This window comes from Pseudomonas sp. TAE6080 (assembly GCF_018732265.1).
GTDB classification, from domain to species: Bacteria; Pseudomonadota; Gammaproteobacteria; order Pseudomonadales; family Pseudomonadaceae; genus Aquipseudomonas; species Aquipseudomonas brenneri.
Map to the genome: position 1 here is coordinate 1 of NZ_JAHIDY010000059.1, position 26,148 is coordinate 26,148.

Annotated in this window: 22 protein-coding genes and 2 tRNA genes; 16 read left to right on the forward strand and 8 right to left on the reverse strand. The window is 59.5% G+C overall.

Annotated elements, in window-relative coordinates:
* Positions 1-83 precede the first annotated feature (83 nt).
* Positions 84-1,091, reverse strand: a complete 1,008-nt coding sequence (locus KL786_RS27275; RefSeq protein ID WP_215519552.1) for a DUF481 domain-containing protein — start codon at positions 1,089-1,091, stop codon at positions 84-86.
* A gap of 165 nt (positions 1,092-1,256) precedes the next feature.
* Here KL786_RS27275 and KL786_RS27280 point away from each other — a divergent pair, with 165 nt between their 5' ends.
* From KL786_RS27280 to KL786_RS27295, 4 genes are all read left to right on the forward strand, one after another.
* Entirely contained in the window at positions 1,257-1,610 is a 354-nt protein-coding gene (locus tag KL786_RS27280) for an MGMT family protein (RefSeq protein ID WP_169954607.1), read from the forward strand.
* A gap of 43 nt (positions 1,611-1,653) precedes the next feature.
* On the forward strand, positions 1,654-3,186 hold the full coding sequence (locus KL786_RS27285) for an AmpG family muropeptide MFS transporter (RefSeq protein WP_215519553.1): 1,533 nt from the start codon (positions 1,654-1,656) through the stop codon (positions 3,184-3,186).
* A gap of 135 nt (positions 3,187-3,321) precedes the next feature.
* Positions 3,322-5,037, forward strand: a complete 1,716-nt coding sequence (locus KL786_RS27290) for a proline--tRNA ligase (RefSeq protein ID WP_215519554.1) — start codon at positions 3,322-3,324, stop codon at positions 5,035-5,037.
* A gap of 20 nt (positions 5,038-5,057) precedes the next feature.
* A complete protein-coding gene (locus KL786_RS27295; protein WP_215519555.1) occupies positions 5,058-6,011 on the forward strand; it encodes a hypothetical protein in 954 nt (317 codons plus the stop codon).
* 86 nt (positions 6,012-6,097) lie between these two features.
* Here KL786_RS27295 and dinB read toward each other — a convergent pair whose 3' ends face one another.
* The gene (gene dinB / locus KL786_RS27300; RefSeq protein WP_215519556.1) at positions 6,098-7,156 is read right to left on the reverse strand and encodes a DNA polymerase IV; all 1,059 of its coding nucleotides are present in this window, start codon (positions 7,154-7,156) and stop codon (positions 6,098-6,100) included.
* 292 nt (positions 7,157-7,448) lie between these two features.
* On the opposite strand from dinB, the gene KL786_RS27305 reads away from it, so the two are divergent.
* The 4 genes from KL786_RS27305 to KL786_RS27320 all read left to right on the forward strand — a co-directional run bounded on the left by KL786_RS27305 (position 7,449) and on the right by KL786_RS27320 (position 12,074).
* Positions 7,449-7,525, forward strand: a tRNA-Met gene (locus tag KL786_RS27305).
* 270 nt (positions 7,526-7,795) lie between these two features.
* Positions 7,796-7,872, forward strand: a tRNA-Met gene (locus KL786_RS27310).
* A 279-nt stretch (positions 7,873-8,151) separates the two neighbouring features.
* The gene (mprF, locus tag KL786_RS27315) at positions 8,152-10,794 is read left to right on the forward strand and encodes a bifunctional lysylphosphatidylglycerol flippase/synthetase MprF (RefSeq protein ID WP_215519557.1); all 2,643 of its coding nucleotides are present in this window, start codon (positions 8,152-8,154) and stop codon (positions 10,792-10,794) included.
* The gene (locus tag KL786_RS27320; protein ID WP_065942657.1) at positions 10,794-12,074 is read left to right on the forward strand and encodes a virulence factor family protein; all 1,281 of its coding nucleotides are present in this window, start codon (positions 10,794-10,796) and stop codon (positions 12,072-12,074) included. The genes mprF and KL786_RS27320 overlap by 1 nt, the downstream gene beginning before the upstream one ends.
* 133 nt (positions 12,075-12,207) lie before the next feature.
* On the opposite strand, the gene KL786_RS27325 is transcribed toward KL786_RS27320, so the two are convergent.
* Positions 12,208-13,482, reverse strand: coding sequence for an amidohydrolase family protein (locus tag KL786_RS27325; RefSeq protein ID WP_215519558.1), 1,275 nt, complete (start codon positions 13,480-13,482; stop codon positions 12,208-12,210).
* Positions 13,483-13,668: 186 nt separating this feature from the next.
* Complete coding sequence (locus KL786_RS27330) at positions 13,669-15,570, reverse strand: potassium transporter Kup (protein WP_215519559.1); 1,902 nt, start codon at positions 15,568-15,570, stop codon at positions 13,669-13,671.
* Positions 15,571-15,879: 309 nt separating this feature from the next.
* On the opposite strand from KL786_RS27330, the gene rimO reads away from it, so the two are divergent.
* The 5 genes from rimO to tsaA all read left to right on the forward strand — a co-directional run bounded on the left by rimO (position 15,880) and on the right by tsaA (position 19,986).
* Positions 15,880-17,220, forward strand: a complete 1,341-nt coding sequence (rimO, locus tag KL786_RS27335; protein WP_065942655.1) for a 30S ribosomal protein S12 methylthiotransferase RimO — start codon at positions 15,880-15,882, stop codon at positions 17,218-17,220.
* A 103-nt stretch (positions 17,221-17,323) separates the two neighbouring features.
* A complete protein-coding gene (locus KL786_RS27340; RefSeq protein WP_215519560.1) occupies positions 17,324-17,794 on the forward strand; it encodes a GNAT family N-acetyltransferase in 471 nt (156 codons plus the stop codon).
* A gap of 187 nt (positions 17,795-17,981) precedes the next feature.
* Positions 17,982-18,692 carry an rRNA pseudouridine synthase gene (locus tag KL786_RS27345; protein ID WP_215519561.1) on the forward strand — a complete coding sequence of 237 codons (711 nt, stop codon included), beginning with the start codon at positions 17,982-17,984 and terminating at the stop codon, positions 18,690-18,692.
* A 66-nt stretch (positions 18,693-18,758) separates the two neighbouring features.
* Positions 18,759-19,220, forward strand: a complete 462-nt coding sequence (locus KL786_RS27350) for a YehS family protein (protein WP_032858379.1) — start codon at positions 18,759-18,761, stop codon at positions 19,218-19,220.
* A gap of 70 nt (positions 19,221-19,290) precedes the next feature.
* Positions 19,291-19,986 (forward strand): tRNA (N6-threonylcarbamoyladenosine(37)-N6)-methyltransferase TrmO, encoded by a 696-nt coding sequence (tsaA, locus tag KL786_RS27355; RefSeq protein WP_215519562.1) that lies wholly within the window; start codon positions 19,291-19,293, stop codon positions 19,984-19,986.
* Between the two features lie 182 nt (positions 19,987-20,168).
* On the opposite strand, the gene fpr is transcribed toward tsaA, so the two are convergent.
* Positions 20,169-20,948 (reverse strand): ferredoxin-NADP reductase, encoded by a 780-nt coding sequence (gene fpr / locus KL786_RS27360; protein WP_003172178.1) that lies wholly within the window; start codon positions 20,946-20,948, stop codon positions 20,169-20,171.
* Positions 20,949-21,073: 125 nt separating this feature from the next.
* Here fpr and KL786_RS27365 point away from each other — a divergent pair, with 125 nt between their 5' ends.
* Positions 21,074-22,000: a LysR family transcriptional regulator gene (locus KL786_RS27365; protein ID WP_029295328.1), complete on the forward strand. Its 927-nt coding sequence runs from the start codon at positions 21,074-21,076 to the stop codon at positions 21,998-22,000.
* Here KL786_RS27365 and KL786_RS27370 read toward each other — a convergent pair.
* From KL786_RS27370 to KL786_RS27380, 3 genes are all read right to left on the reverse strand, one after another.
* Entirely contained in the window at positions 21,997-22,359 is a 363-nt protein-coding gene (locus KL786_RS27370) for a diacylglycerol kinase (protein ID WP_032858385.1), read from the reverse strand. The two genes, KL786_RS27365 and KL786_RS27370, sit on opposite strands and share 4 nt — an antisense overlap.
* A 77-nt stretch (positions 22,360-22,436) precedes the next feature.
* On the reverse strand, positions 22,437-23,084 hold the full coding sequence (erdR, locus tag KL786_RS27375; RefSeq protein WP_215519563.1) for a response regulator transcription factor ErdR: 648 nt from the start codon (positions 23,082-23,084) through the stop codon (positions 22,437-22,439).
* Positions 23,085-23,246: 162 nt separating this feature from the next.
* The gene (locus tag KL786_RS27380; RefSeq protein ID WP_215519564.1) at positions 23,247-23,957 is read right to left on the reverse strand and encodes a tRNA-uridine aminocarboxypropyltransferase; all 711 of its coding nucleotides are present in this window, start codon (positions 23,955-23,957) and stop codon (positions 23,247-23,249) included.
* A gap of 192 nt (positions 23,958-24,149) precedes the next feature.
* Between KL786_RS27380 and KL786_RS27385 the strand changes: the two genes are divergently transcribed.
* Positions 24,150-24,584 carry a PA3611 family quorum-sensing-regulated virulence factor gene (locus KL786_RS27385; protein ID WP_032858389.1) on the forward strand — a complete coding sequence of 145 codons (435 nt, stop codon included), beginning with the start codon at positions 24,150-24,152 and terminating at the stop codon, positions 24,582-24,584.
* A 263-nt stretch (positions 24,585-24,847) separates the two neighbouring features.
* A complete protein-coding gene (locus tag KL786_RS27390; RefSeq protein WP_215519565.1) occupies positions 24,848-25,960 on the forward strand; it encodes an LOG family protein in 1,113 nt (370 codons plus the stop codon).
* Positions 25,961-26,148 lie beyond the last annotated feature (188 nt).

Genomic DNA, 26,148 nt, shown 5'->3' on the forward strand with positions numbered 1-26,148 from the left:
CAGTCAGTACATTTGATACTGACATACCGCATTCGCGAGCAAGCCCGCTCCCACAATTAGTCTGCACTCACACCGTAACTACGTTACCAGGTCACGCCAAAACCTGCGGTGTAGCGGGTCTTGCTCAGGTTGCTGTCCGCACTGCCGCTGATGATGTCGCGCTCGGCCTTGAGGTTGAGCGAGGCCCATTCAGTGACCTTATATCGCAGGCCCATTTCCGCATCGAGGGCGTAGTCAGCCGGGCCAGCCAGGGGTTTGCCCACTTCGCCGTTGGTGAAGAACTCCACGGTCTTGCCGACCAGGTAGCGGTTGTAATCCCACTTCATCGCCAGGGAATAGAAGTTGTCCTTGCCGCCGTCCTGGTATTCATAATCGGTGCGGTTGAGCAACGAACCCAGGGAGAAAGCGCCCAACTCATCGTCCCAGAACTGATAACCCGGGCCGGTACCGACGGTGCGCTGGCGACGCAGGTCTTCGACCTTGTCGTGCTTGTAGGTCAGGCGCCCCTGCCAGAACCACTGGTCGGTGATAAAGCGGTCCAGTGCGTACTCGGCGCTCCAGTTATCGGTGGTGACCACATCGTTCTGGAATTCGCGGTTGTATTCGCCTTCGGCAATATGACGCCATTTGCCATGACGGGCGGAGGTCTTGAAGTCGATGTCATAGTCGTCGGTGTCTTTTTCCGCACGCTTGTAGTCCAGCGCCACATCGACATTGCCTTTCCACACCAGATCCTCGATCACAGGCTTGGGCTTAATGATCTGCTGGATGCTGGCCAACTCCACGGTCTTGGGTGCTTCCCCATTGGCCAGGACCACCTTGCCATCTTCGGCTGCCTGCAGGGATTTGGTTTTTTCGCCACTGTAGGCATCTTGCTTGACCAGCAGCTCCTGGTCGCTTTCCAGGGTTTTCACCTGCTTCCAGTCCACCGGGATCGCGCCCGCGTATTCGGTCTGGATCAGCAGCTTGCCGCCGTCAAAAACCTTGATCTTGCCCGTCAGGCGATCACCGTTTTTCAACCAGACCGTATCGGCCAGCACAGGGGTAGATGCAGTAAAAACAGCGAGGCACAGCAAGGTTCTGGACAACATAAGCGATTACGGGGCTCAAGTTTGGCGAAAAAAGGGGCATTATCGGCGTAGCGCAAGTCTTAGCAAGGACTGACTCAAGGTTTTCTATTGAGTTCAATTCTCATCGCCATTTTTACAGACGTTTCTTACATATCCACGACTAATTTCAACCGAGCCGCCTGAACAGTGAACGAGCCCGCCGACACTCCGCAAAACCCGGCCGAAATGCGCCGTACCGCGCTGTACCTGACCTTGGCCCAAGTGCCCGAAGGCTGTGTGGTGAGTTACGGCGAACTGGCGCACCTGGCCGGGTTGGGGCGTGCCGCACGCTTCGTCGGCCGCACGCTGAGCCAGCTTCCCGAAGGTTCGAAGTTGCCCTGGCACCGGGTGGTCGCCGCCGGCGGTCGGATAAGTCTGCCAGTGGGGAGCGCTTCGGGCGACGAACAACGTGCGCGTTTGCGCAGCGAAGGTGTCAGTATCCTGAACAATCGCGTTGATATTCAGCGCCATGGCTGGCGTCCGGTAGAGCACAGCGGTTAGAGTGCGCGCTTTGTTTCCGTAAATCTGAGGCAGACTCCAGCCCATGCCCCGTAAAACCTGGCGCGCCGCGCTCGCTGCCTATGCCAGCCCCTCGACATTAGTGCTGCTACTGCTCGGCTTTGCCGCCGGTCTGCCTTACATGTTGGTGTTTTCGACGCTCTCGGTCTGGTTGCGTGAAGCCGGTGTGGCACGCGAGACCATTGGCTATGCGAGCCTGATAGGCCTGGCGTATGCGTTCAAGTGGGTCTGGTCGCCACTGCTGGACCAATGGCGCCTGCCGCTATTGGGCAAGCTGGGGCGTCGTCGTTCCTGGCTGGTGCTGTCCCAATCCCTGGTGATTCTCGGCTTGATCGGCATGGGCTTCTGCGACCCGCAGAAACACCTGTCCTGGCTGATCGCCATTGCCGTTATCGTCGCGTTCGCCTCCGCCACCCAAGACATCGCGGTGGACGCCTATCGCCTGGAAATCGCTGACGACAGCCGCCAGGCTGCCCTGGCCGCCAGCTATATGTCCGGCTACCGCATCGCCGCCCTGCTGGCCACGGCGGGTGCGCTGTTCTTTGCCGAAGGTTTTGGTTCCACCGGTTTCAACTATAAGCACTCGGCGTGGACCGGCACTTATGTGCTGTTCGGGGTGCTGATGATCCCTGCCCTGCTCACCAGTTTTTTCATGCGTGAGCCCGATGTGCCGCTGCGTACCCAGCTGCAAGCCGGGCGCTATACGTTTGCCCACCAACTGATGTCGGTATTTGTGCTGATCATCTTGTTGGTGTCGGTACCGGCGATGTTCACCCAGTTGTACAACACCGACTTTGCCAGCGTGCTGTTCGAAGGCGTGAGCCTGCTCGACCTGTTGCTGGAGGACCGTGCGTTCCTGCGCGCGATTCTCTATATCACCCTCACCGCCCTGTGCCTCTCGGCCATGGGCCGCCGGGGTCTGGCGCCAGTGCTGACGCCGGTCAACGACTTTATCCTGCGCTACCGCTGGCAGGCCCTGCTGCTGCTGGGGCTGATCGCTACCTACCGCATGTCGGACACGGTGATGGGCGTGATGGCCAACGTGTTCTATATCGACCAGGGGTTCACCAAGGACCAGATCGCCAGCGTCAGCAAGATCTTTGGCCTGATCATGACCCTGGTCGGCGCCGGCATGGGCGGCCTGTTGATCGTGCGATTCGGCATCCTGCCGATCCTGTTTATCGGCGGCATCACCTCGGCCGGCACCAACCTGCTGTTCCTGATGCTCGCCGGCATGGGCGCCGACCTGCAGATGCTGATCTTCACCATCTCCCTGGACAACTTCAGCTCGGGCCTGGCGACTTCGGCCTTTGTCGCCTACCTGTCGAGCCTGACCAACCTGAAGTTCTCCGCCACCCAGTACGCACTGCTCAGCTCGATCATGCTGCTGTTGCCGCGACTGATCGGCGGCTACTCGGGGGTCATGGTAGAAAAGTTCGGCTATCACAACTTCTTCCTGATCACCGCACTGCTCGGCGTGCCAACGCTGCTGCTGATTGCCTTGCATTGGTACCAGGAAAGCCGGCGGATCCGTTTGAATCCCCCCGAAGAAGACTGACACCTGCTGGGGTTGGCTTGTGTGGGAGCCAGTGCCCCACAGAAATCCAGTCACCACCTGATGCCTGTACTCTGGCGCCGACCGCCCGTACAATCCCAGGTCACTTCAAGTCCAAGCAACCGACAACGGCCTACCATGCGTACCAGTCAATATTTGCTCGCCACACAGAAAGAAACGCCTTCCGATGCGGTCGTGATCAGCCACCAGCTGATGCTGCGCGCCGGCATGATCCGCAAACTGGCCTCTGGCCTGTACACCTGGCTGCCCATGGGCTTGAAGGTGATGCGCAAGGTCGAAGCGATCGTTCGCGAAGAAATGAACGCCGCCGGCTCTCTGGAAGTATTGATGCCGAGCACTCAGCCGGCTGAACTGTGGCAGGAATCCGGGCGCTGGGAAGAGTACGGCCCTGAATTGCTGCGCTTCAAGGATCGTCATGGCCGCGACTTCTGCGCAGGCCCGACCCATGAAGAAGTGATCACCGACCTGATGCGTAACGAGTTGAGCAGCTACAAACAGCTGCCCCTCAACCTGTTTCAGATCCAGACCAAGTTCCGTGACGAAATCCGCCCGCGCTTCGGCTTGATGCGTGGTCGCGAGTTCATCATGAAGGACGCCTATTCGTTCCACGCCGACCAGCCTTCGCTGCAAGTCACCTATGACCGCATGCACCAGGCCTATTGCAACGTGTTCACCCGCCTGGGCCTGAAATTCCGCCCGGTCGAAGCGGACAACGGTTCGATCGGCGGCGCGGGCTCCCATGAGTTCCACGTACTGGCAGAGTCCGGCGAAGATGACATCATCTTCAGCAACGGTTCCGACTACGCGGCCAACATCGAGAAAGCCGAAGCCGTGCCACGGGAAACTTCCCGCCCTGCACCGGCTGAAGAACTGCGCCTGGTCGACACCCCAGACACCAAGACCATCGCGGCCCTGGTCGAGAAATTCAATCTGCCGATTGAAAAGACCATCAAGACCCTGATCGTGCGGGCCGAAGAAGAAGGCAAGCTGATCGCCCTGGTTATCCGTGGCGACCACGAGCTCAACGAAATCAAGGCTGCCCAGCAACCTGGCGTGGCCAGCCCGCTGGTCATGGCCACAGACACCGAGCTGCGTGATGCCATTGGCGCCGGCGCCGGCTCCCTGGGCCCGCTGAACCTGCCACTGCCGATCATCATCGACCGCTCCGTCGAGCTGATGAGCGACTTCAGCATCGGTGCCAATATCGACGACAAGCACTACTTCGGCGTCAACTGGGAACGTGACCTGCCAGTGCCGACCGTGGCCGACCTGCGCAACGTGGTTGCCGGTGATCCAAGCCCGGATGGCAAGGGCACCCTGGAAATCAAGCGCGGTATCGAAGTCGGGCACATCTTCCAGCTGGGCAACAAGTACAGCAAGGCGATGAAGTGCGAAGTGCTGGGCGAAAACGGCAAGCCGGTGACCCTGGAAATGGGCTGCTACGGCATTGGTGTTTCCCGCGTGGTGGCAGCTGCCATCGAGCAGAACCACGATGACAAAGGCATTATCTGGAGCGACACCCTGGCGCCGTTCCAGATCGCCCTGGTACCGCTGCGCTACGAAACCGAGCAGGTTCGCGAAGCCACCGACAAACTGTATGCCGAACTGACGGCCGCCGGTTTCGAAGTGCTGCTGGATGATCGCGACAAGAAAACCAGCCCGGGCATCAAGTTTGCCGACATGGAACTGATTGGCATCCCTCACCGGATCGTGGTCAGTGACCGCGGCCTGGCCGATGGCAATCTGGAATACAAAAGCCGGACCGAAGCCGAAGCCCAACCGTTGCCGGTGGCTGACGTACTGCCTTTCCTTCAGGCGCGTATTCGTCGCTGAAAACCAGATCAAGAGAAGTCATGTTCAAGCGAAACACCAAAGCCCTGGGGGGCGCCGCCTTGTGCGGCGCCCTGCTGGTCAGCGGCTGCGCCAATCAGATGTCGCAGCGTAGCGAGCACGAGGAACGAATCGAGCGCAAATTGCTCGACCACAGCCTGCAGATTGATGTCGGCGACCCCAAAGTGCTCGAACTGCCGCAACGCCGCGTGCGCATTCATGAACAGCGGACTTTCGAAGTCACTGAATTTGAAGTCACGCGCCACTATGATCGCTACACGCCCTACCAGCCCTGGCGCGAACTCTATGAGATCCCGCTGGGTGCCGTGGCGGTCGTGGCGGGCGCCGGGGCCAACGTGGCGAACATCTTTGCCCTGGGCAACCTGCCAGACAGCATGACCCATGACTGGATCAGCTACGGCGTGGCCGGGCTCAACCCGTTCATGAACGTGCAGTCCCATGGCAGGGCGCAACAGAACCTGGCAGGTATCGATGAAATCCAGCGCGACCGACGCCTGGAATACACCAGCCTGCCGTGGAGCGAGCGACCGGTGCAAGTAAAGGCCGGCAAGCAGACCCACGAGATGACTACCGACCGCAACGGCGTCCTGCGCCTGAACCTGTTGGACAGCCCGTTTGCCGAGCAGGACTTGAGCCAGGTCCGCACCTTGCGGATCAGCATTGAAGATGCCCAGGACGATGTGCATTCGGACTCGTCCCTGGCCATCAGCAGCACCCTGCGCGGCAAACTGCTGGAAGCCCACGGCTTGATCTACGACGACCTGGAAGATGACGAAGTCAACCAATGGGTGCATCGGGTCAAGCGCTTGTCGGAACTGGGACTGGAAGAAGAAGCCAGCGAATTGGAACAGAGCCTGATTGAACTGACACGCAATGATCCCGAATTGCAGCAGGAATTTCTCAAGGCACTGACCAAGGATGGCGGCCGGCTGGTGGCGGATCCCGGCACCCGCTAAGGTTTCAGCACTGGCGAAGATCAAAATGTGGGAACGGGCTTGTTCGCTCCCACATAAAGCTCATCTCCAGCTGTTGGATCCGGTTTCTACAGGGACAGCTCCAGCTGTTCATGTCCGCCACTTAGATCCAGCAAGCGCACACCAATCCCCAGCAACCGCACCGGTTTGCTACCGCGATTGAACGCCTGGGTCAGCAACTGCCGATAACTCTCCAGGTCCCGCCCTGCTCCAGCCTGCTCCAGCGTCGTCTGGGTAAAGTCATGGAACTTCACTTTGACAAACGGTTTACCCGGTCGATAACTGCTGTCGATGCGCTGCATCCGCCCTGCCAGGGTCTCCATCAGTTCTGGGAGTTTTTCCAGGCAACTGGGCAAGTCCGGCAGATCGACATCGTAGGTGTTTTCCACACTGATCGATTGCCGGCGGCTGTCGTTGTGCACCGCACGATCATCAATCCCACGCGCCAAATTCCATAACCGCTCACCAAAACTGCCGAATTCGCGCACCAACGCCAGCTTGTTCCACTCGCGCAATTGCAGGCAATCTTCAATCCCCAAGCGCGCCAGCTTGTCGGCGGTAACCTTGCCGACACCATGCAACTTGCTCACCGGCAACTGCGATACGAAGTCTTCCACCTGGTCCGGGGTGATCACAAACAGCCCATTGGGCTTTTTCCAGTCGCTGGCGATCTTGGCCAGGAACTTGTTGGGGGCCACTCCGGCAGACACCGTGATGTGCAACTGATTAGAGACCCGCCGACGGATATCCTGGGCAATGCGCGTGGCGCTACCACCGAAATGCGCGCACTCGGACACATCCAGGTAAGCCTCATCCAGCGACAGCGGCTCGATCAGATCGGTGTAGTCACGAAAAATCGTCTGGATTTCCTTCGAGGCTTCTTTATAAGCATCCATGCGCGGCTTGACGATGGTCAGGTCGGGGCACAGCTTCAATGCATGACGCGAAGACATCGCCGACCGCACCCCGTAGGCCCGGGCCTCGTAGTTGCAGGTGGCGATCACCCCACGCCGATCCGCCGAGCCCCCTACCGCCAGAGGCTTTTGCGCCAGGCTCGGGTTATCCCGCATTTCAATGGCCGCGTAGAAGCAATCACAGTCGACATGGATGATTTTGCGCTGCGTCATATAAAGAGAGGCGTGATCGGGATCATAAAGTAGACGGATCGCCAGTATCGCACTCACACCTGTATATAGCACCAGTACTTTGAATCATCTGACAAAGTGGTAGGAAAAAACCTCATTGAATTTGTTTTCTCAATCGAAGAGCCTCCCCCAATAGAGCTGAAGGCCACAGCCAGACTGGGCCGAAGCTCCTTTTCCTGCGCCCTTGGAGAGCTAACCAATTGAAGCACAAGCGCTTTTCTTTGAATCAACGGTTGACACACCTTCATTCCTCTGTAGAATGCCGACACACAGACGCGGGATGGAGCAGTCTGGTAGCTCGTCGGGCTCATAACCCGAAGGTCGTCGGTTCAAATCCGGCTCCCGCAACCAAACATCAAAAAAGGCTACTCGAAAGAGTGGCCTTTTTTGTGCGCGCTGATTTCCTCCCCCCTGTAGGAGCGAGCTTGCTCGCGAAAAGCTCAAGGGCGCCGAGTTGATGCCGGGTGTCCGCGTTATCGTTGGCGCCCTTCGCGAGCAAGCTCGCTCCTACAGTGAAAACTCGTTTTCAATCGCGCACTTAGGCTGATTTGCAGTTATTTTGCACTTTATGTCATTAACGGTTGACACCTCGTCGTTGCGCTGTAGAATGCCGCCCACAGACGCGGGATGGAGCAGTCTGGTAGCTCGTCGGGCTCATAACCCGAAGGTCGTCGGTTCAAATCCGGCTCCCGCAACCAAACATCAAAAAAGGCTACTCGAAAGAGTGGCCTTTTTTGTGTCTGTTGAAAAAGTTCTTTTGAAACAATGGCATGGCATCTTTCATGAAACCGCGCATGGGTTTCGGAGTCCATCCATTTGCAGGCTATGCTCAAGTGTCGAGCACGCCCTTGCGCGACTAATGGACGCTGTCGCCGACCCCGGCAATCCGCGTTACTATTTGTAATTATTTTGTACATAGGGATTGGTAACTTGGCTGGATACCTCCATCCTGTCGCGCACAATCCACGAGGTGATTGATGCGCGCCAATTCGTCTGAACCACAAGACACCGTCACAGCCACACAACCGATCGCCCCCGCCCGCCTGCGCTGGCTGGATCTGTTGAGCAAGTATCGTCAACCCATTGGGCTGGCGGTCACGCTGCTGCTGTTTGCAATTGCCCTGATCGCCTGCCGCCACCTGCTGCTTGAGCTGGATCTGTACGCCCTCCACGATTCAATCCTGGAAGTGCCAAAACCCTCCCTGCTGGGCGCCTTCGCCGCCGCGATCGCCGGGTTCATCATTCTATTGGGCTACGAGTTTTCCGGTGCGCGCTACGCCGGGGTAAAACTGCCGGCCAAGACTTTGGCCTACGGCGGCTTTACCGCGTTCGCTATTGGCAATGCGATTGGTCTGTCGATGCTGTCCGGTGGTTCGGTGCGTTATCGCCTCTATGCACGGCACGGTATCGGGGCCTCGGAAGTGGCCCATATGACCGTGTTTGCCAGCCTGGCCCTGGGCTGCGCACTGCCGCCGCTCGCCGCACTGGCAACCTTGAGCAATCTGCCAGCCGCCTCCAACGCGCTGCACCTGCCCGCCACGCTGCTCGGCGGGATCGCGGGCGCAGTGCTGCTGCTCTCGGCTGCGCTGTGCATCGGGATTTATCGCCGCCGCCTGCCAGAGCAGCCTTACCCCGACAACCTGCTGGTCAGGGTCGGTCGCCGTACCTTGCGCCTGCCTGGACGCCGCCTGACCTTCCTGCAACTGATCATCACCGCGCTGGACGTTGCCGCCGCCGCTACCGTTCTCTATATGCTGCTGCCGGAAGCACCGCCGTTTGGCCCGTTCCTGCTGGTTTACCTGCTGGCACTCGCGGCGGGTGTGCTCAGCCATGTGCCGGGCGGTGTCGGCGTGTTCGAAGCGATTCTGCTGGCCGCCTTTGCCGATAAGCTCGGCGCCGCACCACTGGCCGCCGCCCTGCTGCTGTACCGCATGATCTACGTGGTACTGCCGTTGTTGATCGCGTGCATCTTCTTGCTGATCAACGAAGCCCAGCGCCTGTTCCAGACCCAGCAGAGCCTGCGGGTGGCCTCGGGCCTCGCGGCACCGGTATTGGCCGTGCTGGTTTTTTTGTCCGGGGTGGTGCTGCTGTTCTCCGGCGCCACCCCGGAAATCGACTCGCGCCTGGAAAACATCGGCTTCCTGATCCCCCACCGCCTGATTGACGCCTCGCACTTTGGTGCCAGCCTGATCGGCGTGCTGTGCCTGTTGTTGGCCCAGGGTCTGCGCCGACGCCTGTCGGCAGCCTGGATGCTGACCATGGTGCTGTTGCTGGTCGGCGCCCTGCTCTCACTGCTCAAAGGCTTCGACTGGGAAGAAGCCAGCCTGATGACCACAACCGCGGTGCTGCTGGCGATCTTCCGGCGCTCGTTCTACCGCGCCAGCCGCCTGACCGAGCTGCCCTTCTCGCCGCTGTATCTGGTGGCCAGCGTCTGCGTGCTGGGCGCCTCAATCTGGCTGCTGTTGTTTGCCTATCAGGACGTGCCTTACAGCCATCAACTGTGGTGGCAATTCACCCTCGACGCCAACGCCCCGCGTGGCCTGCGCTCACTGCTGGGCGCTGCCGTGCTGCTGGTGATCGTGTCGTTGACCTGGCTGTTGCGCACCGCACGTCCGGTGATACACCTGCCGACCGCCGATGAATTGGAGCGCGCCACCAGGATCCTGATGGCCTCGTCGCAACCCGATGGTGGCCTGGCACTGACCGGCGACAAGGCCCTGCTGTTTCACCCCAACGACGAAGCCTTCCTGATGTATGCCCGGCGTGGCCGCAGCCTGGTGGCCCTGTACGACCCGATCGGCCCGACCCAGCCACGGGCCGAGATGATCTGGCAGTTCCGCGACCTCTGCGACATTCATCACGCCCGCCCGGTGTTCTACCAGGTACGCGCAGAGAACCTGCCCTTCTATATGGACATCGGCCTGACCGCGATCAAGCTGGGTGAAGAAGCCCGGGTCGATCTCAAGCGCTTCGACCTGGAAGCCAAGGGCAAGGAGATGAAGGATTTACGCTACACCTGGAACCGCGGGACCCGAGACGGCCTGTCCCTGGAGATTTTCGAACCGGGCCAGGCACCGATGGACGCGCTGAAAGTCATCTCCGATGCCTGGCTGACCGGTAAGAACGTGCGCGAAAAGGGTTTCTCCCTCGGACGTTTCAGCGACGAATACCTCAAGCATTTTCGCATTGCGGTGATTCGCTTCGAAGGGCAGCCGGTGGCCTTCGCCAATCTGCTGGAGACCTACAGCCATGATCTGGCCAGCCTCGACCTGATGCGCGCGCACCCTGATGCGCCAAAGCTGACCATGGAATTCATGATGGTCGGCTTGATCCAGCACTATAAGAGCCACAACTATGCACGCTTCAGTCTCGGCATGGTGCCGCTGTCGGGCCTGCAACCGCGCCGTGGCGCACCGCTGACCCAGCGCCTGGGCTCGATGGTGTTCCGCCGTGGCGAGCAACTGTATAACTTCCAAGGTTTGCGCCGCTTCAAAGACAAGTTCCAGCCTGACTGGGAACCTCGCTACATGGCCGTGCCCGCTGGACTTGATCCGCTGGTGGCACTGGCCGATACCGCCGCCCTGATCGCGGGCGGCTTGACTGGATTGGTGAAACGCTGATGATTCGACGCTCCTGGCGGTATGTATTGGCAAGTCTGGTGGTGCTGGCCCTGATCCTCGGTGGCGGCTACTGGTACTGGAATCGCCCCGCCCCTCAACCGACCCTGGAACAACTGCCCCAGGCCGACGGCTCGACCATGACCCGTGTGACGCCTGGCACCACCACCAAGGCCCGCGTAGCGGTGGCCGTAATGGCCGATGCCAGCCTGAGCGACAGTCAACTGATTGCCCTGAGCAAGGGCGGCGCTGCGCAGATCGTGCAAGTGATCCTGCCCAAGGACGACTGCAAACTGCAGGAACAAGCCCTGCAAGCAGCACTAAGCCAGCTCAAGGGCCCGGCCACCCTGGTCAGCGGCATCGGCCCTGGCGCGGCACTCGCCTGGCGCTGGCTGGCGACGCAGAACGACGACAAGGCCAATGCCATCTCCGTGGGCTTCGCCCTGGTCCAGGAAGGTTGCAAGGACCCGCTGCCCAAGACCGCCGCCCACGGCAACTGGCTGGTGGCCTGGAACGATAACCCCGACGACGAAAGCGCCAGCTTCGTACGCGACACCCCACGTGCCACCACCAGCATCAGCGACTACGACATCAACTATCCGCAGGTACTGAACAACGAACTGCGCAAGCAACTGGTGGGTTCGGACAATGGCGGCCTCGCGATCCCAGTGGTTGAAGTGCCGGCCGGCCAGGCCAAGGACACCGTGACCCTGTTCCTCTCCGGCGACGGCGGCTGGCGTGACCTGGACCGCGACGTCGCCGGCGAGATGGCCAAAATCGGCTACCCGGTGGTCGGCATCGACACCCTGCGCTACTACTGGCAGCACAAAAGCCCGGAGCAGAGCGCCAAGGACCTGACCGAGCTGATGCAGCACTATCGGCAGAAATGGGGCACCAAGCGCTTTGTGCTGACCGGCTATTCGTTCGGTGCCGACGTGTTGCCGGCCATCTACAACCGCCTGCCGGAAGCCGAGCAGCAGCGGGTCGACGCAATTATCCTGCTGGCCTTTGCCCGTACCGGCAGCTTTGAGATCGAAGTGGAAGGCTGGCTGGGCAATGCCGGCAAGGAAGCGGCCACTGGCCCGGAAATGGCCAAGCTGCCAGCCGCTAAAGTGGTGTGCATCTACGGCGAGGAAGAAGTCGACGAGAGTGGCTGCACCGACAAGACCGCCGTGGGTGAAGCCATGAAGCTACCGGGTGGCCATCACTTCGACGAAAACTACCCGGCACTGGCCAAGCGCCTGGTGGATATCATCGAGAAGCGCCAGGCCAAGGCCGAGTAACTCCTGCTGAACTCGGTCAATGTGGGAGCTGGCTTGCCTGCGATAGCGATGGACCAGTTCCTACAGTTGATTGCATTGCAGATCAAATAGTGCGTGCGACAAAAAGCCCCCGAACGGGGGCTTTTTGCAGGTTTCAGCGCACCGCTGCGGATGGTCCGGAAAGATCCCACACATCATCCTGCGCATGGCTGGCCTCCCAGGCTCGCACCTTGCGCCGCGCGTCATCAAACAATCGCACATAGTTGCCGTGGCTGATTTTTTCCGCGACATCAGGCGGCAGCCGACTGAACAGCGGTCGCACCAGCTCGGGAAGTGCCAGGTATTGCTCGACCGTGAGACGCTGGCCAGGCACGACCTTATCCGGCAATTCAAGTGTGTTCTTGCTGAACATCACGGTGTCGGAGCCCCATAACACCCGACTGCTGTACTGATTGAAAAAGCCGATCCACTCGTTGACGGGCGGCATGCCAGGCCCTGGGTGAATAATGTTTTCCTGGACCAGATCCCAGGAAATGTCCACCACCCATGCAGGACAGCTATCCAGGATCCGGGCAACGGTTTTCAAGTGGCTGGAAGTCGGCTTTACGTAGCGTCCCAGCCCAGTGTGGGCCCAAATCACCGAGGCATTGGGCGCGGTACTGCACAAATGCTTCAGTGCAGCTTCGTAGGTCCGGCCAGGGAAAACACCTTCCACCGTGCCGTCATAATTGACCTCCGTCTGATACAAGTCGTTGTGCAGCGTCACCACCAGGCCGGTCTCCTCGGCCACCTTCAACACGTCTGCCAGGGACTGCGCATACAGCGACATCGTGCCTTTGCTATCGAGGTCGGGGGGCAGCGGCACGGTGGCAGTGCTGCGGATGGTCTCGCCGGCGATCTTGCGTGACACCAGTTCCTTATGCACCGTGAACTCACCGATACCGGCAAAAGCCCCCGGAAAAGTCAGCAGCACCCGCTTGATGTGCTGGGCCCCATAGCGATCCATGGGGTTGAAGCCGGTAATCATGAGGTCCAATCGCCCCTGATCCGCCGCTGACAACTGCAAGTACTCCCGGGCATACATCGCGTCTGCGAAGGCGTAATAGTACAAATCAGCCTTGGGCCCGATGTAGTAGTTGGCGCCATACAAACGGCCGGATGTATCCGTCACCTGATAGTTTTCAAAACTGTCCCAGCGCTGTTGCAACGGCAGCGGCATCACCACCGAACGGACCACGCTGGCCGATAAGTAATCCGACAACAATGACTTGAGTGAAACACCCTGATAGGCGTAATTGGAAGGATGGAAGTGTGAGTCGGCAAACTGCAATGCCTGGGGAGCGGCAGGAGGTGTATCAATGGTGCTGGACGAACAACCTACGACTAAAAGAGTGATGCCTGACACCAATCCTGAGAGTGCGCGTTTCATCTTTGGCTTTCCCTGTAGTGAGTTGATCCTTATGGGCCAGACGACAAACTTGGGTAAAAAGACGTTAGCACACCCCCCGGTTTCAACAGGCCGGATGTGAAAGGCAGTGACTTCACCGTACAAATCGACAGGCCAAAAAAAACCGCGATGGCATACAGCCCATCGCGGTTTTATTTTCAACAGGGTCTACATTTCTACCTGGGTGCCCAACTCAATCACCCGGTTTACCGGCAGCTTGAAGAACCGCAGGTTGCCGTTGGCGTTCTTCAGCATGAAGGCGAACAACCCCTCCCGCCAGCGCGCCATGCCTTCGAGCTTGGAGGCGATGACAGTCTCGCGGCTGAGGAAGTAGGTGGTGCGCATAGGGCTGAAGTCCAGGTCATCCAAGTGACACAGCTTCAGGGCTTCGGGCACGTCCGGCTCGTCGGTAAAGCCAAAGTGCAGGATCACCCGGAAGAAGCCATCACCATAAGCGTCCACCTCAAAGCGCCGCTGGGCCGGGACGCGCGGAATGTCCTCATAGATCACCGTCAGCAACACCACCTGCTCGTGTAGCACCTGATTGTGCAGCAGGTTATGCAACAAGGCGTGGGGCACCGCGTCCGGGCGGGCGGTCAGGAACACCGCCGTACCCTGGACGCGATGGGGCGGCTGCACGCGAATGCTGCTGATAAAGATCGGCAGCGGCAGGCCGCCCTCGTCCAGGCGCTCCACCAGCAATTGCTTGCCGCGCTTCCAGGTGGTCATCAGCACAAACAGCACGATCCCCGCCAACACCGGGAACGCGCCGCCCTGGACCACCTTCGGCACGTTGGCCGCAAAGAACAGGCCATCCACCAGCAAAAAGCCCAGCAACACAGGCACTGCCAATACCGGCGGCCACTTCCACAACAGCAGCATCACGGCGGAGACGAGGATGGTGGTCATCAGCATGGTCCCGGTCACCGCCACCCCGTAAGCCGAGGCCAGGGCGCCCGAAGACTCGAAACCCAGCACCAGCAGGATCACACCGACCATCAGCGACCAGTTCACCGCGCCAATGTAGATCTGGCCCTGTTCGGCGCTGGAGGTGTGCTGGATATGCATGCGTGGGATGTAGCCGAGCTGGATCGCCTGGCGCGTCAACGAGAACGCACCGGAAATCACTGCCTGGGAAGCAATCACTGTCGCCAGCGTGGACAAGCCCACCAGCGGCAACAGTGCCCAGCTTGGAGCCAGCAGGTAGAACGGGTTGCGCGCGGCTTCGGGGTCGCCCAGCAACATCGCCCCCTGGCCAAAATAGTTGAGCACCAGGGCTGGCAGCACCAGGATGAACCAGGCACGGGCAATAGGTTTGCGGCCGAAGTGGCCCATGTCGGCATACAACGCCTCGGCACCGGTCAGCGCCAGCACCACGGCGCCGAGAATCGCCACGCCAATGCCTGGATGGACCATGAAGAAACGCACGCCCCACATCGGGTTCATCGCGTTGAGCACTTCGGGGCGCTGGATGATCCCGCAAACACCCAGGCCGCCCAACACCAGGAACCAGGTGACCATCACCGGCCCGAATAGCTTGCCGATACGGTCGGTGCCGTGTTTCTGGATCAGGAACAGTGCCACCAGCACCACCAGCGCCAAAGGCACGACCCAATGCTCCAGGCCGTCGAATGCCAGTTCCAGACCTTCAATGGCCGACAGCACCGAAATCGCCGGGGTGATCATGCTGTCACCATAGAACAGCGCCGCGCCGCACAGACCGCATACCACCAGGAAACTGCGCAATCGCGGGTGATTGCCTGACGCCCTTCGGGCCAAGGCGGTGAGTGCCATGATGCCACCTTCACCCTGGTTGTCGGCGCGCAACACAAACAGCACGTATTTGATCGAAACCACCCAGATCAGCGACCAGAAGATCAGCGCCAGGATCCCCAGTACACCGTCATGATTGACCTGCACCCCATAACTGCCGGAAAACACCTCTTTAAGGGTGTAGAGCGGGCTGGTGCCGATATCGCCATAGACGACCCCGACCGCCGCCACCAGCATACCAATCGGCTTTGCCGTGGAGTGTTCGACGCCTGTTGCCTGACCACTTGCCTGACCCATCAACCACTCCTGCCCTTTTGACCTGAGGTCTTTTATAAACCGCACAGCTATACACTTAAGCCCAAAGCCAAGCTATACACAGTATGTGCCACCGTACTTCTAGTAACAGACTATTTGTTGACTGCGGACTTACTCTTGGTGCAACGGCGCGAAGCATAGCGCAGCACTCGTCGTATTTCCCTGCATAAAGCTGGTCAAGCGCGTTTCCCGTCGATAGAATTGCGCACTTTTTGATCAGAGGCACATCAAGTGCCCGTCCGCAGCCCTGTCGTGCCCGACTGGCGGCGTCATTCAATACCGAGGTTAGACATGTCCACCACCATCGCAAAAGCCAACCCAAAGGTTGGCTTTGTTTCCCTGGGTTGCCCGAAAGCTCTGGTCGACTCCGAGCGCATCCTCACCCAACTGCGCATGGAAGGGTACGATGTCGTGTCCACCTACCAGGACGCCGACGTGGTGGTGGTCAACACCTGTGGCTTCATTGACTCGGCCAAGGCCGAGTCTTTGGAAGTGATCGGCGAAGCCATCAAGGAAAACGGCAAGGTCATCGTCACCGGCTGCATGGGCGTGGAAGAAGGCAATATCCGCAACGTGCACCCAAGCGTGCTGGCCGTGACCGGCCCACAGCAATACGAGCAGGTGGTCAATGCCGTGCACCAAGTGGTGCCGCCGCGCCAGGACCACAACCCGCTGATCGACCTGGTGCCGCCGCAAGGTATCAAGCTGACCCCACGTCATTACGCTTACCTGAAGATTTCCGAAGGCTGCAACCACAGCTGCAGCTTCTGCATCATCCCGTCGATGCGTGGCAAGCTGGTCAGCCGCCCGGTGGGCGATGTGCTGGACGAGGCCCAGCGCCTGGTCAAGTCTGGCGTCAAAGAGCTGCTGGTGATCTCCCAGGACACCAGCGCCTACGGCGTCGACGTGAAATACCGCACTGGTTTCTGGAACGGCGCGCCGGTGAAAACCCGCATGACCGAACTCTGCGAAGCCTTGAGCAGCCTGGGCGTGTGGGTGCGCCTGCACTACGTCTACCCGTACCCGCACGTGGACGAGTTGATCCCGCTGATGGCCGCCGGCAAGATCCTGCCGTACCTGGACATCCCGTTCCAGCACGCCAGCCCGAAAGTGCTCAAGGCCATGAAACGCCCGGCATTTGAAGACAAGACCCTGGCGCGGATCAAGAACTGGCGCCAGATCTGCCCTGAGCTGATCATCCGCTCGACATTCATCGTCGGCTTCCCTGGCGAAACCGAGGAAGACTTCCAGTACCTGCTGGATTGGCTGACCGAAGCCCAACTGGACCGCGTTGGCTGCTTCCAGTACTCGCCGGTGGAAGGTGCGCCGGCCAACCTGCTGGACCTGGCCGTGGTGCCGGATGACGTCAAGCAGGACCGTTGGGAGCGCTTCATGGCCCATCAACAGGCCATCAGCTCCGCACGCCTGCAACTGCGCATCGGCAAGGAAATCGAAGTGCTGATCGACGAAGTGGACGAGCAAGGCGCGGTCGGCCGCTGCTTCTTCGACGCTCCGGAAATCGACGGTAACGTATTCATCGACGATGCCAGCGGCCTCAAGCCAGGCGATAAAGTCTGGTGCACGGTCACGGACGCCGACGAGTACGATCTCTGGGCGCAAAAACGCGACTAAGCTGTAAAAAATTGAAAAAGCCCTGCCTCTGGACAAGATGCGGGGCTTTTTTAGGTCTATCGTTTGCCCCATTACCGCCAACAAGCAGCAAGGAGCAGCGGGCATGGGCCAGCACTCGGTTATCCACACCCCCAAACCCAGCGATTATCAGGAGCTGACCCGGATCTGGGAGGCATCGGTGCGGGCCACCCATGACTTCTTGCCGCAAAGTTACATCGAGCGCCTGAGAAACCTGGTGCTCACGCGTTACCTGGATGCCGTGATGCTGATCTGCACCAAGGACGCGCGCCAGCGTATCACCGGGTTTGCCGGCGTCGCGGCAGGCAAGGTCGAGATGTTGTTCATCGACCCGCAGTACCGGGGCCAGGGCCTGGGGCGGCAATTATTGCGCTATGCCATTGAGTCGATGAATGCCGAGGAACTGGACGTCAACGAACAGAACCCGCAGGCCCTGGGCTTCTACCTTAAACAGGGCTTTGAAGTGATCGGGCGCACCGAGCATGACGGCATGGGCCAACCCTATCCCTTGCTGCATATGCGTTTGCGCCAGGCCCAGCAAACACGCAGCGGCTGACACAACCCAAATCAAATGTAGGCGCTGGCTTGCCTGCGATGGCATCACCCTGGCATACCTGATGCACCGAGTTGCCTGCATCGCAGGCAAGCCAGCTCCCACAAAAAGCAACAGCAGCGAAATGGGGCCGGGATTAACCGGCGCCAGGCAGGTACAATAGCTGCCCCCTTTTGTTACGGCCCTTGTCATGACTGACCCCATACGCCTCTCCAAACGCCTTATCGAACTGGTCGGTTGCTCCCGTCGGGAGGCCGAGCTGTTTATCGAAGGCGGCTGGGTCTCGGTGGATGGTGAAGTGATCGATGAGCCGCAGTTCAAGGTCACGACACAAAAAGTCGAACTTGATCCCGAGGCCAAGGCCACGGCTCCAGAGCCTGTGACTATCCTGTTTCATGCGCCGACAGGTGTGGATGTCGACAGCGCGATGCAGTCCCTGAGCGCCGAGACGCTGTCGGAAGAACACCGTTTCAGCAAGCGCCCGCTCAAAGGCCACTTCCTGCGCCTGACCGCCAGCGCCGACCTGCAAGCCAAGGCCAGCGGCCTGCTGGTGTTTACCCAGGACTGGAAGATCCTGCGCAAGCTGACGGCCGATGCCGCCAAGATCGAGCAGGAATATGTGGTTGAAGTCGCAGGCGACGTGGCAGAACACGGCCTGAACCGCCTCGCCCATGGCTTGATGTACAAAGGCAAGGAGTTGCCCGCGGTCAAAGCCAGCTGGCAGAACGAGAACCGCCTGCGCTTTGCCCTGAAAAACCCGCAGCCCGGCATCATTGCCCTGTTCTGCGAAGCCATTGGCTTGAAGGTTGTGGCCATTCGCCGCATCCGTATTGGCGGCGTGTCCATCGGCAAAGTGCCGGTCGGCCAATGGCGCTACATGTCCGGCAAAGAAAAGTTCTAAGCCGCCCTCTCTCTCGACATCGCCCGCCCGGGCGGTGTCTACAGTCGAATACCAGGATTGCCCACCATGATTCACAACGACGTACTGCGCAGCGTGCGCTACATGCTCGACATCAGCGACAACAAGATGGTCGAGATCATCAAGCTCGGCGGCATGGAAGTGTCCAAGGACGACCTGCTGACCTACCTCAAGAAAGATGAGGAAGAAGGCTTTGTGTTCTGCCCGGACGAGGTCATGGCACATTTCCTCGATGGCCTGGTGATCTTCAAGCGTGGCAAGGACGAAAGCCGTCCACCGCAGCCGATCGAAACCCCGGTGACCAACAACATCATCCTCAAGAAGCTGCGCGTGGCCTTCGAACTGAAGGAAGACGACATGCACGCCATCCTCAAGGCGGCCGAGTTCCCGGTGTCCAAGCCGGAGCTGAGCGCGTTGTTCCGCAAGTTCGGCCACACCAACTATCGTCCGTGTGGCGACCAGTTGCTGCGTAATTTCCTCAAAGGGCTGACACTGCGCGTCAGAGCTTGAGGAGCAGCTATAAGCTTCAAGCGGCAAGTAAAAGCTTGGGGCTTGGGGCTAGAAACTTGAGGCTTCATGCATGACCTATAACGTTTCCCCTGTGGGCTTTGTGCGCTCCTGCTTCAAGGAGAAGTTCGCCATCCCGCGCCAGCCACAACTGGCGCCCGCCTCCCGGGGCGTGTTGGAGTTGGTGGCGCCGTTCGACCAGGGTGAGGCGGTGCAAGGCCTGGAGCAGGTCAGCCATGTGTGGCTGCTGTTCCTGTTTCATCAGGCCCTGGAAGACAAGCCGCGCTTGAAAGTGCGTCCGCCGCGCCTGGGGGGCAACACGTCCATGGGTGTATTTGCCACCCGCGCGACCCATCGCCCGAATGGGATTGGCCAGTCGGTGGTGAAGCTGGACAAGGTAGAGCCAGGCCGACTGTGGATTTCCGGGATTGATCTGCTCGATGGCACGCCGGTGTTGGATATCAAGCCGTATGTGCCGTATGCCGACATCATTGATACCGCGACCAACAGTATTGCCAGTGCCGCACCGGCGCTGATCCCCGTGCAATGGCTGAAGACCGCCCTGCAACAGGCTCACACTCACGCTCAGCGCCTTGGCGAGCCGTTGGTGGAGCTGATTGAACAGTGCCTGGCACAGGATCCACGCCCGGCGTATCAGACGCCTGGGCCGGAGCGCGAATATGGCGTGCGGTTCTGGGATGTGGATGTGCGTTGGCACTATCCCGAGGCAGGGATGATTTGTGTGCTTGAAGTGGTTGCCGCGCAGTAAATCGCAGAAATGAAAAAGCCCGCACTGCCTTCACAGGCAATGCGGGCTTTTCTTTGCAAACGCATTCACCTGTAGGAGCGAGCTTGCTCGCGAAGAACCCAAGGGCAACGCGTCAACTCTGGATGACCGCGTTATCGCTGACGATTTTCGCGAGCAAGCTCGCTCCTACAGGTGACCTGAGGTTATTTCTCGACGAACGCACGCTCGATCAGGTAGTCACCCGGCTCACGCATGCGTGGCGAAACCTTCAGGCCGAAGCTGTTCAACACTTCACTGGTCTCGTCGAGCATGCTTGGGCTGCCGCACAGCATGGCGCGGTCGTCTTCAGGATTGATCGGCGGCAGGCCGATGTCGCTGAACAGCTTGCCGCTGCGCATCAGGTCGGTCAGGCGGCCTTCGTTTTCGAACGGCTCGCGGGTCACGGTCGGGTAGTAGATCAGTTTTTCACGCAGCGCCTCACCGAAGAACTCGTTCTGCGGCAGGTGCTCGGTGATGAACTCGCGATAGGCGACTTCGTTGACGTAACGCACGCCGTGGCACAGGATCACTTTCTCAAAGCGCTCATAGGTTTCCGGGTCCTGGATCACGCTCATGAATGGAGCGAGGCCAGTACCGGTGCTGAGCAGGTACAGGTGCTTGCCCGGTTTCAAATCGTCCAGCACCAGGGTGCCAGTCGGTTTTTTGCTGATGATGATCTCGTCGCCTTCCTTCAAGTGCTGCAATTGGGAAGTCAGCGGGCCATCCGGGACCTTGATGCTGAAAAACTCCAGATGCTCTTCCCAGTTCGGGCTGGCAATGGAGTAAGCGCGCATGAGCGGGCGGCCATTGGGCTGTTGCAGGCCGATCATCACGAACTGACCGTTCTCGAAGCGCAGGCCCGGATCGCGGGTGCACTTGAAGCTGAACAGAGTGTCGTTCCAGTGATGAACACTGAGGACACGCTCGTGGTTCATGTTGCTCATGTACGGGGAACTCCTGGAAATAGGTCTGCGCCAAAATGATAGGTGCGCAATTGCACAGTATTCTAATGGCGGCGACAATATCTGTTAACTGGATTATTAAGATAAGGGTTATCGGTTATATCGATATGCGATTTACTCTCCGTCAACTGCAAGTCTTCGTCGCCGTCGCCCAGCAGGAAAGTGTGTCACGCGCTGCTGGCCTTCTGGCCTTATCTCAATCCGCCGCCAGCACCTCGATCACCGAGCTGGAGCGCCAATCCAGCTGTCAATTATTCGACCGTGCCGGCAAACGCCTGAGCCTCAACGCCCTCGGCCATCAGTTGCTGCCCCAGGCGGTGGCGCTGCTGGACCAGGCCAAGGAGATCGAGGACCTGCTCAACGGCAAGTCCGGCTTCGGTTCCCTGGCGGTCGGCGCCACGCTGACCATCGGCAATTACCTGGCCACCCTGCTGATCGGCAGTTTCATGCAGCAGCATCCCGAGAGCCAGGTGAAACTGCATGTACAGAACACTGCGCATATCGTGCATCAGGTTGCGCATTACGAAATTGATCTGGGTCTAATCGAAGGCGACTGCAGCCATCCGGATATCGAGGTGCAAACCTGGGTCGAGGATGAACTGGTGGTGTTCTGCGCGCCGCAGCATCCCCTGGCCCAGCGCGGCCAGGCGACCATGGAGCAGCTGACCCATGAAGCGTGGATCCTGCGGGAACAGGGCTCCGGGACACGCCTGACCTTTGATCAAGCCATGCGCCATCATCGCAGCGCGCTGAACATCCGGCTGGAACTGGAGCACACCGAGGCCATCAAGCGGGCCGTGGAGTCTGGTTTGGGGATTGGCTGCATTTCCCGCCTGGCGCTACGGGACGCGTTCCGGCGCGGCAGCCTGGTGCCGGTGGAAACCCCGGACCTGGACCTGGCCCGGCAGTTCTACTTCATCTGGCATAAACAGAAGTACCAGACCTCGGCCATGCGCGAGTTCCTCGAACTGTGCCGCGCCTTCACCGCCGGGGTGCAGCGCAGCGACGAGATCGTGCTGCCGAATATCGCTTAGACCAGGATCACGGCCCACACCACGGTAATCATGGTCAATGCCACGAACTGCGCGGCGCTGCCCATGTCCTTGGCGTTTTTCGACAAAGGGTGGCGATCCAGGGAGATCCGGTCGATCGCCGCTTCCACGGCCGAGTTAAGCAACTCGACAATCAACGCCAGCAGGCACACGGCGATCAGTAGTGCGCGCTCTACGCGGCTCACATTGAGGAAGAAGCTCAAAGGAATCAGGATGACATTGAGCAACACCAACTGGCGAAAGGCCGCCTCGCCGGTGAAAGCCGCACGCAGGCCATCGAGGGAATAGCCCCCTGCGTTGAAGATACGTTTGATACCGGTTTGACCCTTGAAAGGCGACATAGAGTAGGCAACTGCGCAAAAAGATGGTGGGAAGCTAGAGTAAGCCAGGTCAAAAAAGCGTGAATCGAGCCGCCCTATCAGTGGGAAATTGACTCAAGTTGTTGCAGCAGCAACGCCGCCTGGGTGCGGGTGCGCACGCCCAGCTTACGGAAAATCGCAGTAACGTGGGCCTTGATGGTCGCCTCGGACACACTCAGCTCATAGGCGATCTGCTTGTTCAGCAAGCCTTCGCAGACCATGGTCAATACACGAAACTGCTGTGGGGTAAGGCTGGCGAGCCCTTCCTGGGCGGCCTTGGCTTCGGCGGACACGTTGATTTCTTCAAATGCCTGGGGCGGCCACGAGACGTCACCGTCCAACACCGTACGCACTGCCGCTTGAATCTGCGCCATGGAACTGGACTTGGGGATAAAACCACTGGCCCCGAATTCGCGGGAGCGCACGACGACGTCTGCCTCTTCCTGGGCCGACACCATTACCACTGGAATCTGCGGGTATTGCCCGCGTAGCAGCACCAGGCCGGAAAACCCATAGGCGCCGGGCATATTCAGGTCCAGTAGCACCAGATCCCAATCGGTCTTGTCGGTCAGGCAGGTTTCCAGCTCAGCGATGCTGCCCACTTCAACCAGGCGCACATCCGGGCCCAGGCCCAGGGTGACGGCCTGGTGCAGCGCGCTGCGGAAAAGAGGGTGGTCATCGGCAATCAGGATTTCGTATGTGGCCATTTATTAAATGATCCTGTTTTTTATGGGAGCACCGATGGGTTCGGTGCTCGCCAACGTACGAGGTGCCAGCCAGCGGCTGTCACGAACAGTTACGCTTGATGGCATTTTAGCCGGCTCAGGCGCTGCAGTGCCATCATGCAAAGGTCCTCTGGCCCCGAATGCCTACAGATAAGGTGCAAGACGCGTATGCACGCTGTCTGTCGGGTCCAGCGCCAACTGGAACTTGGCCGCCAGGTAGTGGGTACTGAAAACATCCAGGTAGGCATCCAGCACTTCACTGGCCTGCTGGTCCTCGGCCAGTTCCAGGCACAAGGCGGCTACTTCGGCGGTGCAGAAGTGGTCATCGCGCTTGGAGCGGCGCAACTTGTAGCGCGATAACTGCTCCGGCTCCAGGCTCAGTACCGGCAGGTGTTCCAGGTACGGGCTCTTGCGGAACATCTTGCGCGCTTCGCTCCAGGTACCATCGAGCAGGATAAACAACGGGCGTTTGCCGTCCGTCACCCTGACCTCGTTGACCACCCGCTGCGGTGCAACGAACTCGCCGGGGAAGACGATGTAAGGCTGCCATTGCGGGTCGGCCAGCAGGGTCAGCAGCTCTGGCTCGACGGCCGTGCGCGACCAGGGGAAAGCGCTGGTGTCGTCGATGACATCAGCTATCAGCCAGCCAGTGTTGCTGGGTTTCATCGGTTCCACGTCGTGCATCAACAGGCACATGGCCGACCTGGCCTGAACCTTTGGCCGCCATGCACACAGGCAGTATTGGGGAATGACCCGGCATCTGGGGCAACGTTCGGCACGTGAGCCCCGAGCAACAAAAGGGCTGACGGCACGGGCCAGGCGCTGGGTACGCAAGCGAAAGACTGCGTGACTCATAGCGGGCGCCAGGGTGAAGCGATGAAAATCGACACGGATAAACTCGGGACAGGCAAAAGTGCTGGCAGTTTACCAGAGCTGCCCAGCCAATACGCCTGGCCGTCGCGGCTCCAGGTCACCTATAATCGCGCGCCACTGAACGCACAGCGCAGTGGCGGGTCTATGGACCAGTAACCGAATCAGGAGAGTTTCATGCTGCGTCTTATGTTGCGTCTTGCCGCCCCGACCGTCGCCCTGGCGCTGGTATTGCCCCTGGGCGCCCAGGCAGCCTCCCTGGTGGAGCTGCAAATGAACAAGAAACTGCAAAGCGTCGCAGCGGAAAGCAACAAAGACCTGCCCAGGGAAATCGATGAGCAAACCCTGGAAGTGGCCTACACCGTCGAAGGCATGCAGTTGATTGACCACCTGAGCGTATTGCCTGAACGTGCCGAGCAAATGCGCGCCAACCCCAAGGCGGTGTATTTCCAGTTGGGGCAAAGCGTTTGCCTGAACAAAGGCTACCGTGAGTTGATGGCCAAGGGCGCCGTGATGCGCTACGAAATCACCGAAAACAAGAGCAACCGCCCGGTGGCGTCGGTCAAGTTCGTCGAGGCTGATTGCCCAGCCCCGGCCAAGAAGAAAAAGTAAGCCCCTCTCCCGCGCGCCGTTCGTCAACGGCGCGGCAGCCCCCTCCTGCAAAACCGTCATCAAGTCCCATTAAGTTATTGCCAGACAAGACTTTAGGAGCTCATGATCGAGTGATCCGGTAACATTTCCAGGGCAAAAAAGGGTTGCCCTCGCGTGACTTGCAGTGCAAAGGTTTTTAATCACAAGGAACATACAGAGCCTGTTTCGTCGCCGTCAGCAGCCTGCAACAAGACGCCGGGGCTCTGTAACGAAGGAGAAGCTGAATGCCTGATCAATCGAATGACCTCCTCACCCGTCATTTTCCAGACAACGGGACCGACCTCGCCCAGCAGGTCGAAGCGCAACTCAACCTGATTGCCCCCAGCAGCCCGAACATTTCCCTGTATCGCGACATGATCCTCACCGTGCTGCGCATGGCCCAGGACGACCGTGACCGCTGGAATGCCAAGATCACCTTGAAGGCCATACGTGAGCTGGACCATGCCTTCCGCGTGCTCGAACAGTTCAAGGGCCGGCGCAAGGTCACGGTATTCGGCTCGGCCCGCACCCCGGTCGAAAGCCCGCTGTATGCCCTGGCCCGGGAAGTGGGCGAGACCCTGGCCCGTTCTGACCTGATGGTCATCACCGGTGGTGGCGGTGGCATCATGGCCGCCGCCCACGAAGGCGCTGGCCTGGGTCACAGCCTGGGATTCAACATCACCTTGCCCTTCGAACAGCATGCCAACCCGACCATCGATGGCACGGAAAACCTGCTGTCGTTCCACTTCTTCTTTACCCGCAAACTGTTTTTCGTCAAGGAAGCCGATGGGCTGGTGCTGTGCCCTGGCGGCTTCGGCACCCTGGATGAAGCGCTGGAAGTCTTGACCCTGATCCAGACCGGCAAGAGCCCGCTAGTTCCCGTGGTACTGCTGGATGAACCGGGGGGCGGTTTCTGGAAAGGCGCCCTGGAGTTTATTCGCAACCAACTGGAGGCCAACCGCTACATCTTGCCCACCGACCTGAAATTGGTGCGCCTGGTGCATAGCGCCGAGGAGGCGGTCCATGAAATCAACCAGTTCTATGCCAACTTCCACTCTACCCGCTGGCTGAAACGTCAATTTGTGGTCCGCATGAACCATCCTCTCAGCGAGCATGCGTTGACGCATATACAAACAGCCTTCGCAGACCTGTTGCTCAGCGACGGTTTCCAGCAACTGGCCTATGCCGGTGAGGAATACGATGAACCTCGCTTCAACCACCTGACGCGACTGGTGTTCAACTTCACTGGCCGTAATCAGGGCCGGCTGCGGGAGTTGGTGGACTACATCAACTTGCCGGAAAACTGGGCTCAAGCCCAGGGTAAAGCACAGCAACGGGTGACGCCGGAGCCAGCGTGATGCCGTAAAACGCAAAAAAGGCCCGCTATTTTCATAGCGGGCCTTTTTGTATAAACAAAATCCATGCAGGAGCTGGCTTGCCAGCGATAGCGGTCTATCTGCCACGGTGATTGATACCTGACCCGCTATCGCCGGCAAGCTGAACTGGCCTAATGAATTTGGACACATCAATAGGGCGCTATGATGGC

Bases quoted from the DNA above. Each gene is read 5' to 3' on its own strand.
- KL786_RS27275 (WP_215519552.1), bottom strand. From the start codon at position 1,091: ATGTTGTCCAGAACCTTGCTGTGCCTCGCTGTTTTTACTGCATCTACC.
- KL786_RS27285 (WP_215519553.1), top strand. From the start codon at position 1,654: ATGCCCCGTAAAACCTGGCGCGCCGCGCTCGCTGCCTATGCCAGCCCC.
- KL786_RS27290 (WP_215519554.1), top strand. From the start codon at position 3,322: ATGCGTACCAGTCAATATTTGCTCGCCACACAGAAAGAAACGCCTTCC.
- KL786_RS27295 (WP_215519555.1), top strand. From the start codon at position 5,058: ATGTTCAAGCGAAACACCAAAGCCCTGGGGGGCGCCGCCTTGTGCGGC.
- dinB (WP_215519556.1), bottom strand. From the start codon at position 7,156: ATGACGCAGCGCAAAATCATCCATGTCGACTGTGATTGCTTCTACGCG.
- mprF (WP_215519557.1), top strand. From the start codon at position 8,152: ATGCGCGCCAATTCGTCTGAACCACAAGACACCGTCACAGCCACACAA.
- KL786_RS27320 (WP_065942657.1), top strand. From the start codon at position 10,794: ATGATTCGACGCTCCTGGCGGTATGTATTGGCAAGTCTGGTGGTGCTG.
- KL786_RS27325 (WP_215519558.1), bottom strand. From the start codon at position 13,482: ATGAAACGCGCACTCTCAGGATTGGTGTCAGGCATCACTCTTTTAGTC.
- KL786_RS27330 (WP_215519559.1), bottom strand. From the start codon at position 15,570: ATGGGTCAGGCAAGTGGTCAGGCAACAGGCGTCGAACACTCCACGGCA.
- rimO (WP_065942655.1), top strand. From the start codon at position 15,880: ATGTCCACCACCATCGCAAAAGCCAACCCAAAGGTTGGCTTTGTTTCC.
- KL786_RS27340 (WP_215519560.1), top strand. From the start codon at position 17,324: ATGGGCCAGCACTCGGTTATCCACACCCCCAAACCCAGCGATTATCAG.
- KL786_RS27345 (WP_215519561.1), top strand. From the start codon at position 17,982: ATGACTGACCCCATACGCCTCTCCAAACGCCTTATCGAACTGGTCGGT.
- KL786_RS27350 (WP_032858379.1), top strand. From the start codon at position 18,759: ATGATTCACAACGACGTACTGCGCAGCGTGCGCTACATGCTCGACATC.
- tsaA (WP_215519562.1), top strand. From the start codon at position 19,291: ATGACCTATAACGTTTCCCCTGTGGGCTTTGTGCGCTCCTGCTTCAAG.
- fpr (WP_003172178.1), bottom strand. From the start codon at position 20,948: ATGAGCAACATGAACCACGAGCGTGTCCTCAGTGTTCATCACTGGAAC.
- KL786_RS27365 (WP_029295328.1), top strand. From the start codon at position 21,074: ATGCGATTTACTCTCCGTCAACTGCAAGTCTTCGTCGCCGTCGCCCAG.
- KL786_RS27370 (WP_032858385.1), bottom strand. From the start codon at position 22,359: ATGTCGCCTTTCAAGGGTCAAACCGGTATCAAACGTATCTTCAACGCA.
- erdR (WP_215519563.1), bottom strand. From the start codon at position 23,084: ATGGCCACATACGAAATCCTGATTGCCGATGACCACCCTCTTTTCCGC.
- KL786_RS27380 (WP_215519564.1), bottom strand. From the start codon at position 23,957: ATGAGTCACGCAGTCTTTCGCTTGCGTACCCAGCGCCTGGCCCGTGCC.
- KL786_RS27385 (WP_032858389.1), top strand. From the start codon at position 24,150: ATGCTGCGTCTTATGTTGCGTCTTGCCGCCCCGACCGTCGCCCTGGCG.
- KL786_RS27390 (WP_215519565.1), top strand. From the start codon at position 24,848: ATGCCTGATCAATCGAATGACCTCCTCACCCGTCATTTTCCAGACAAC.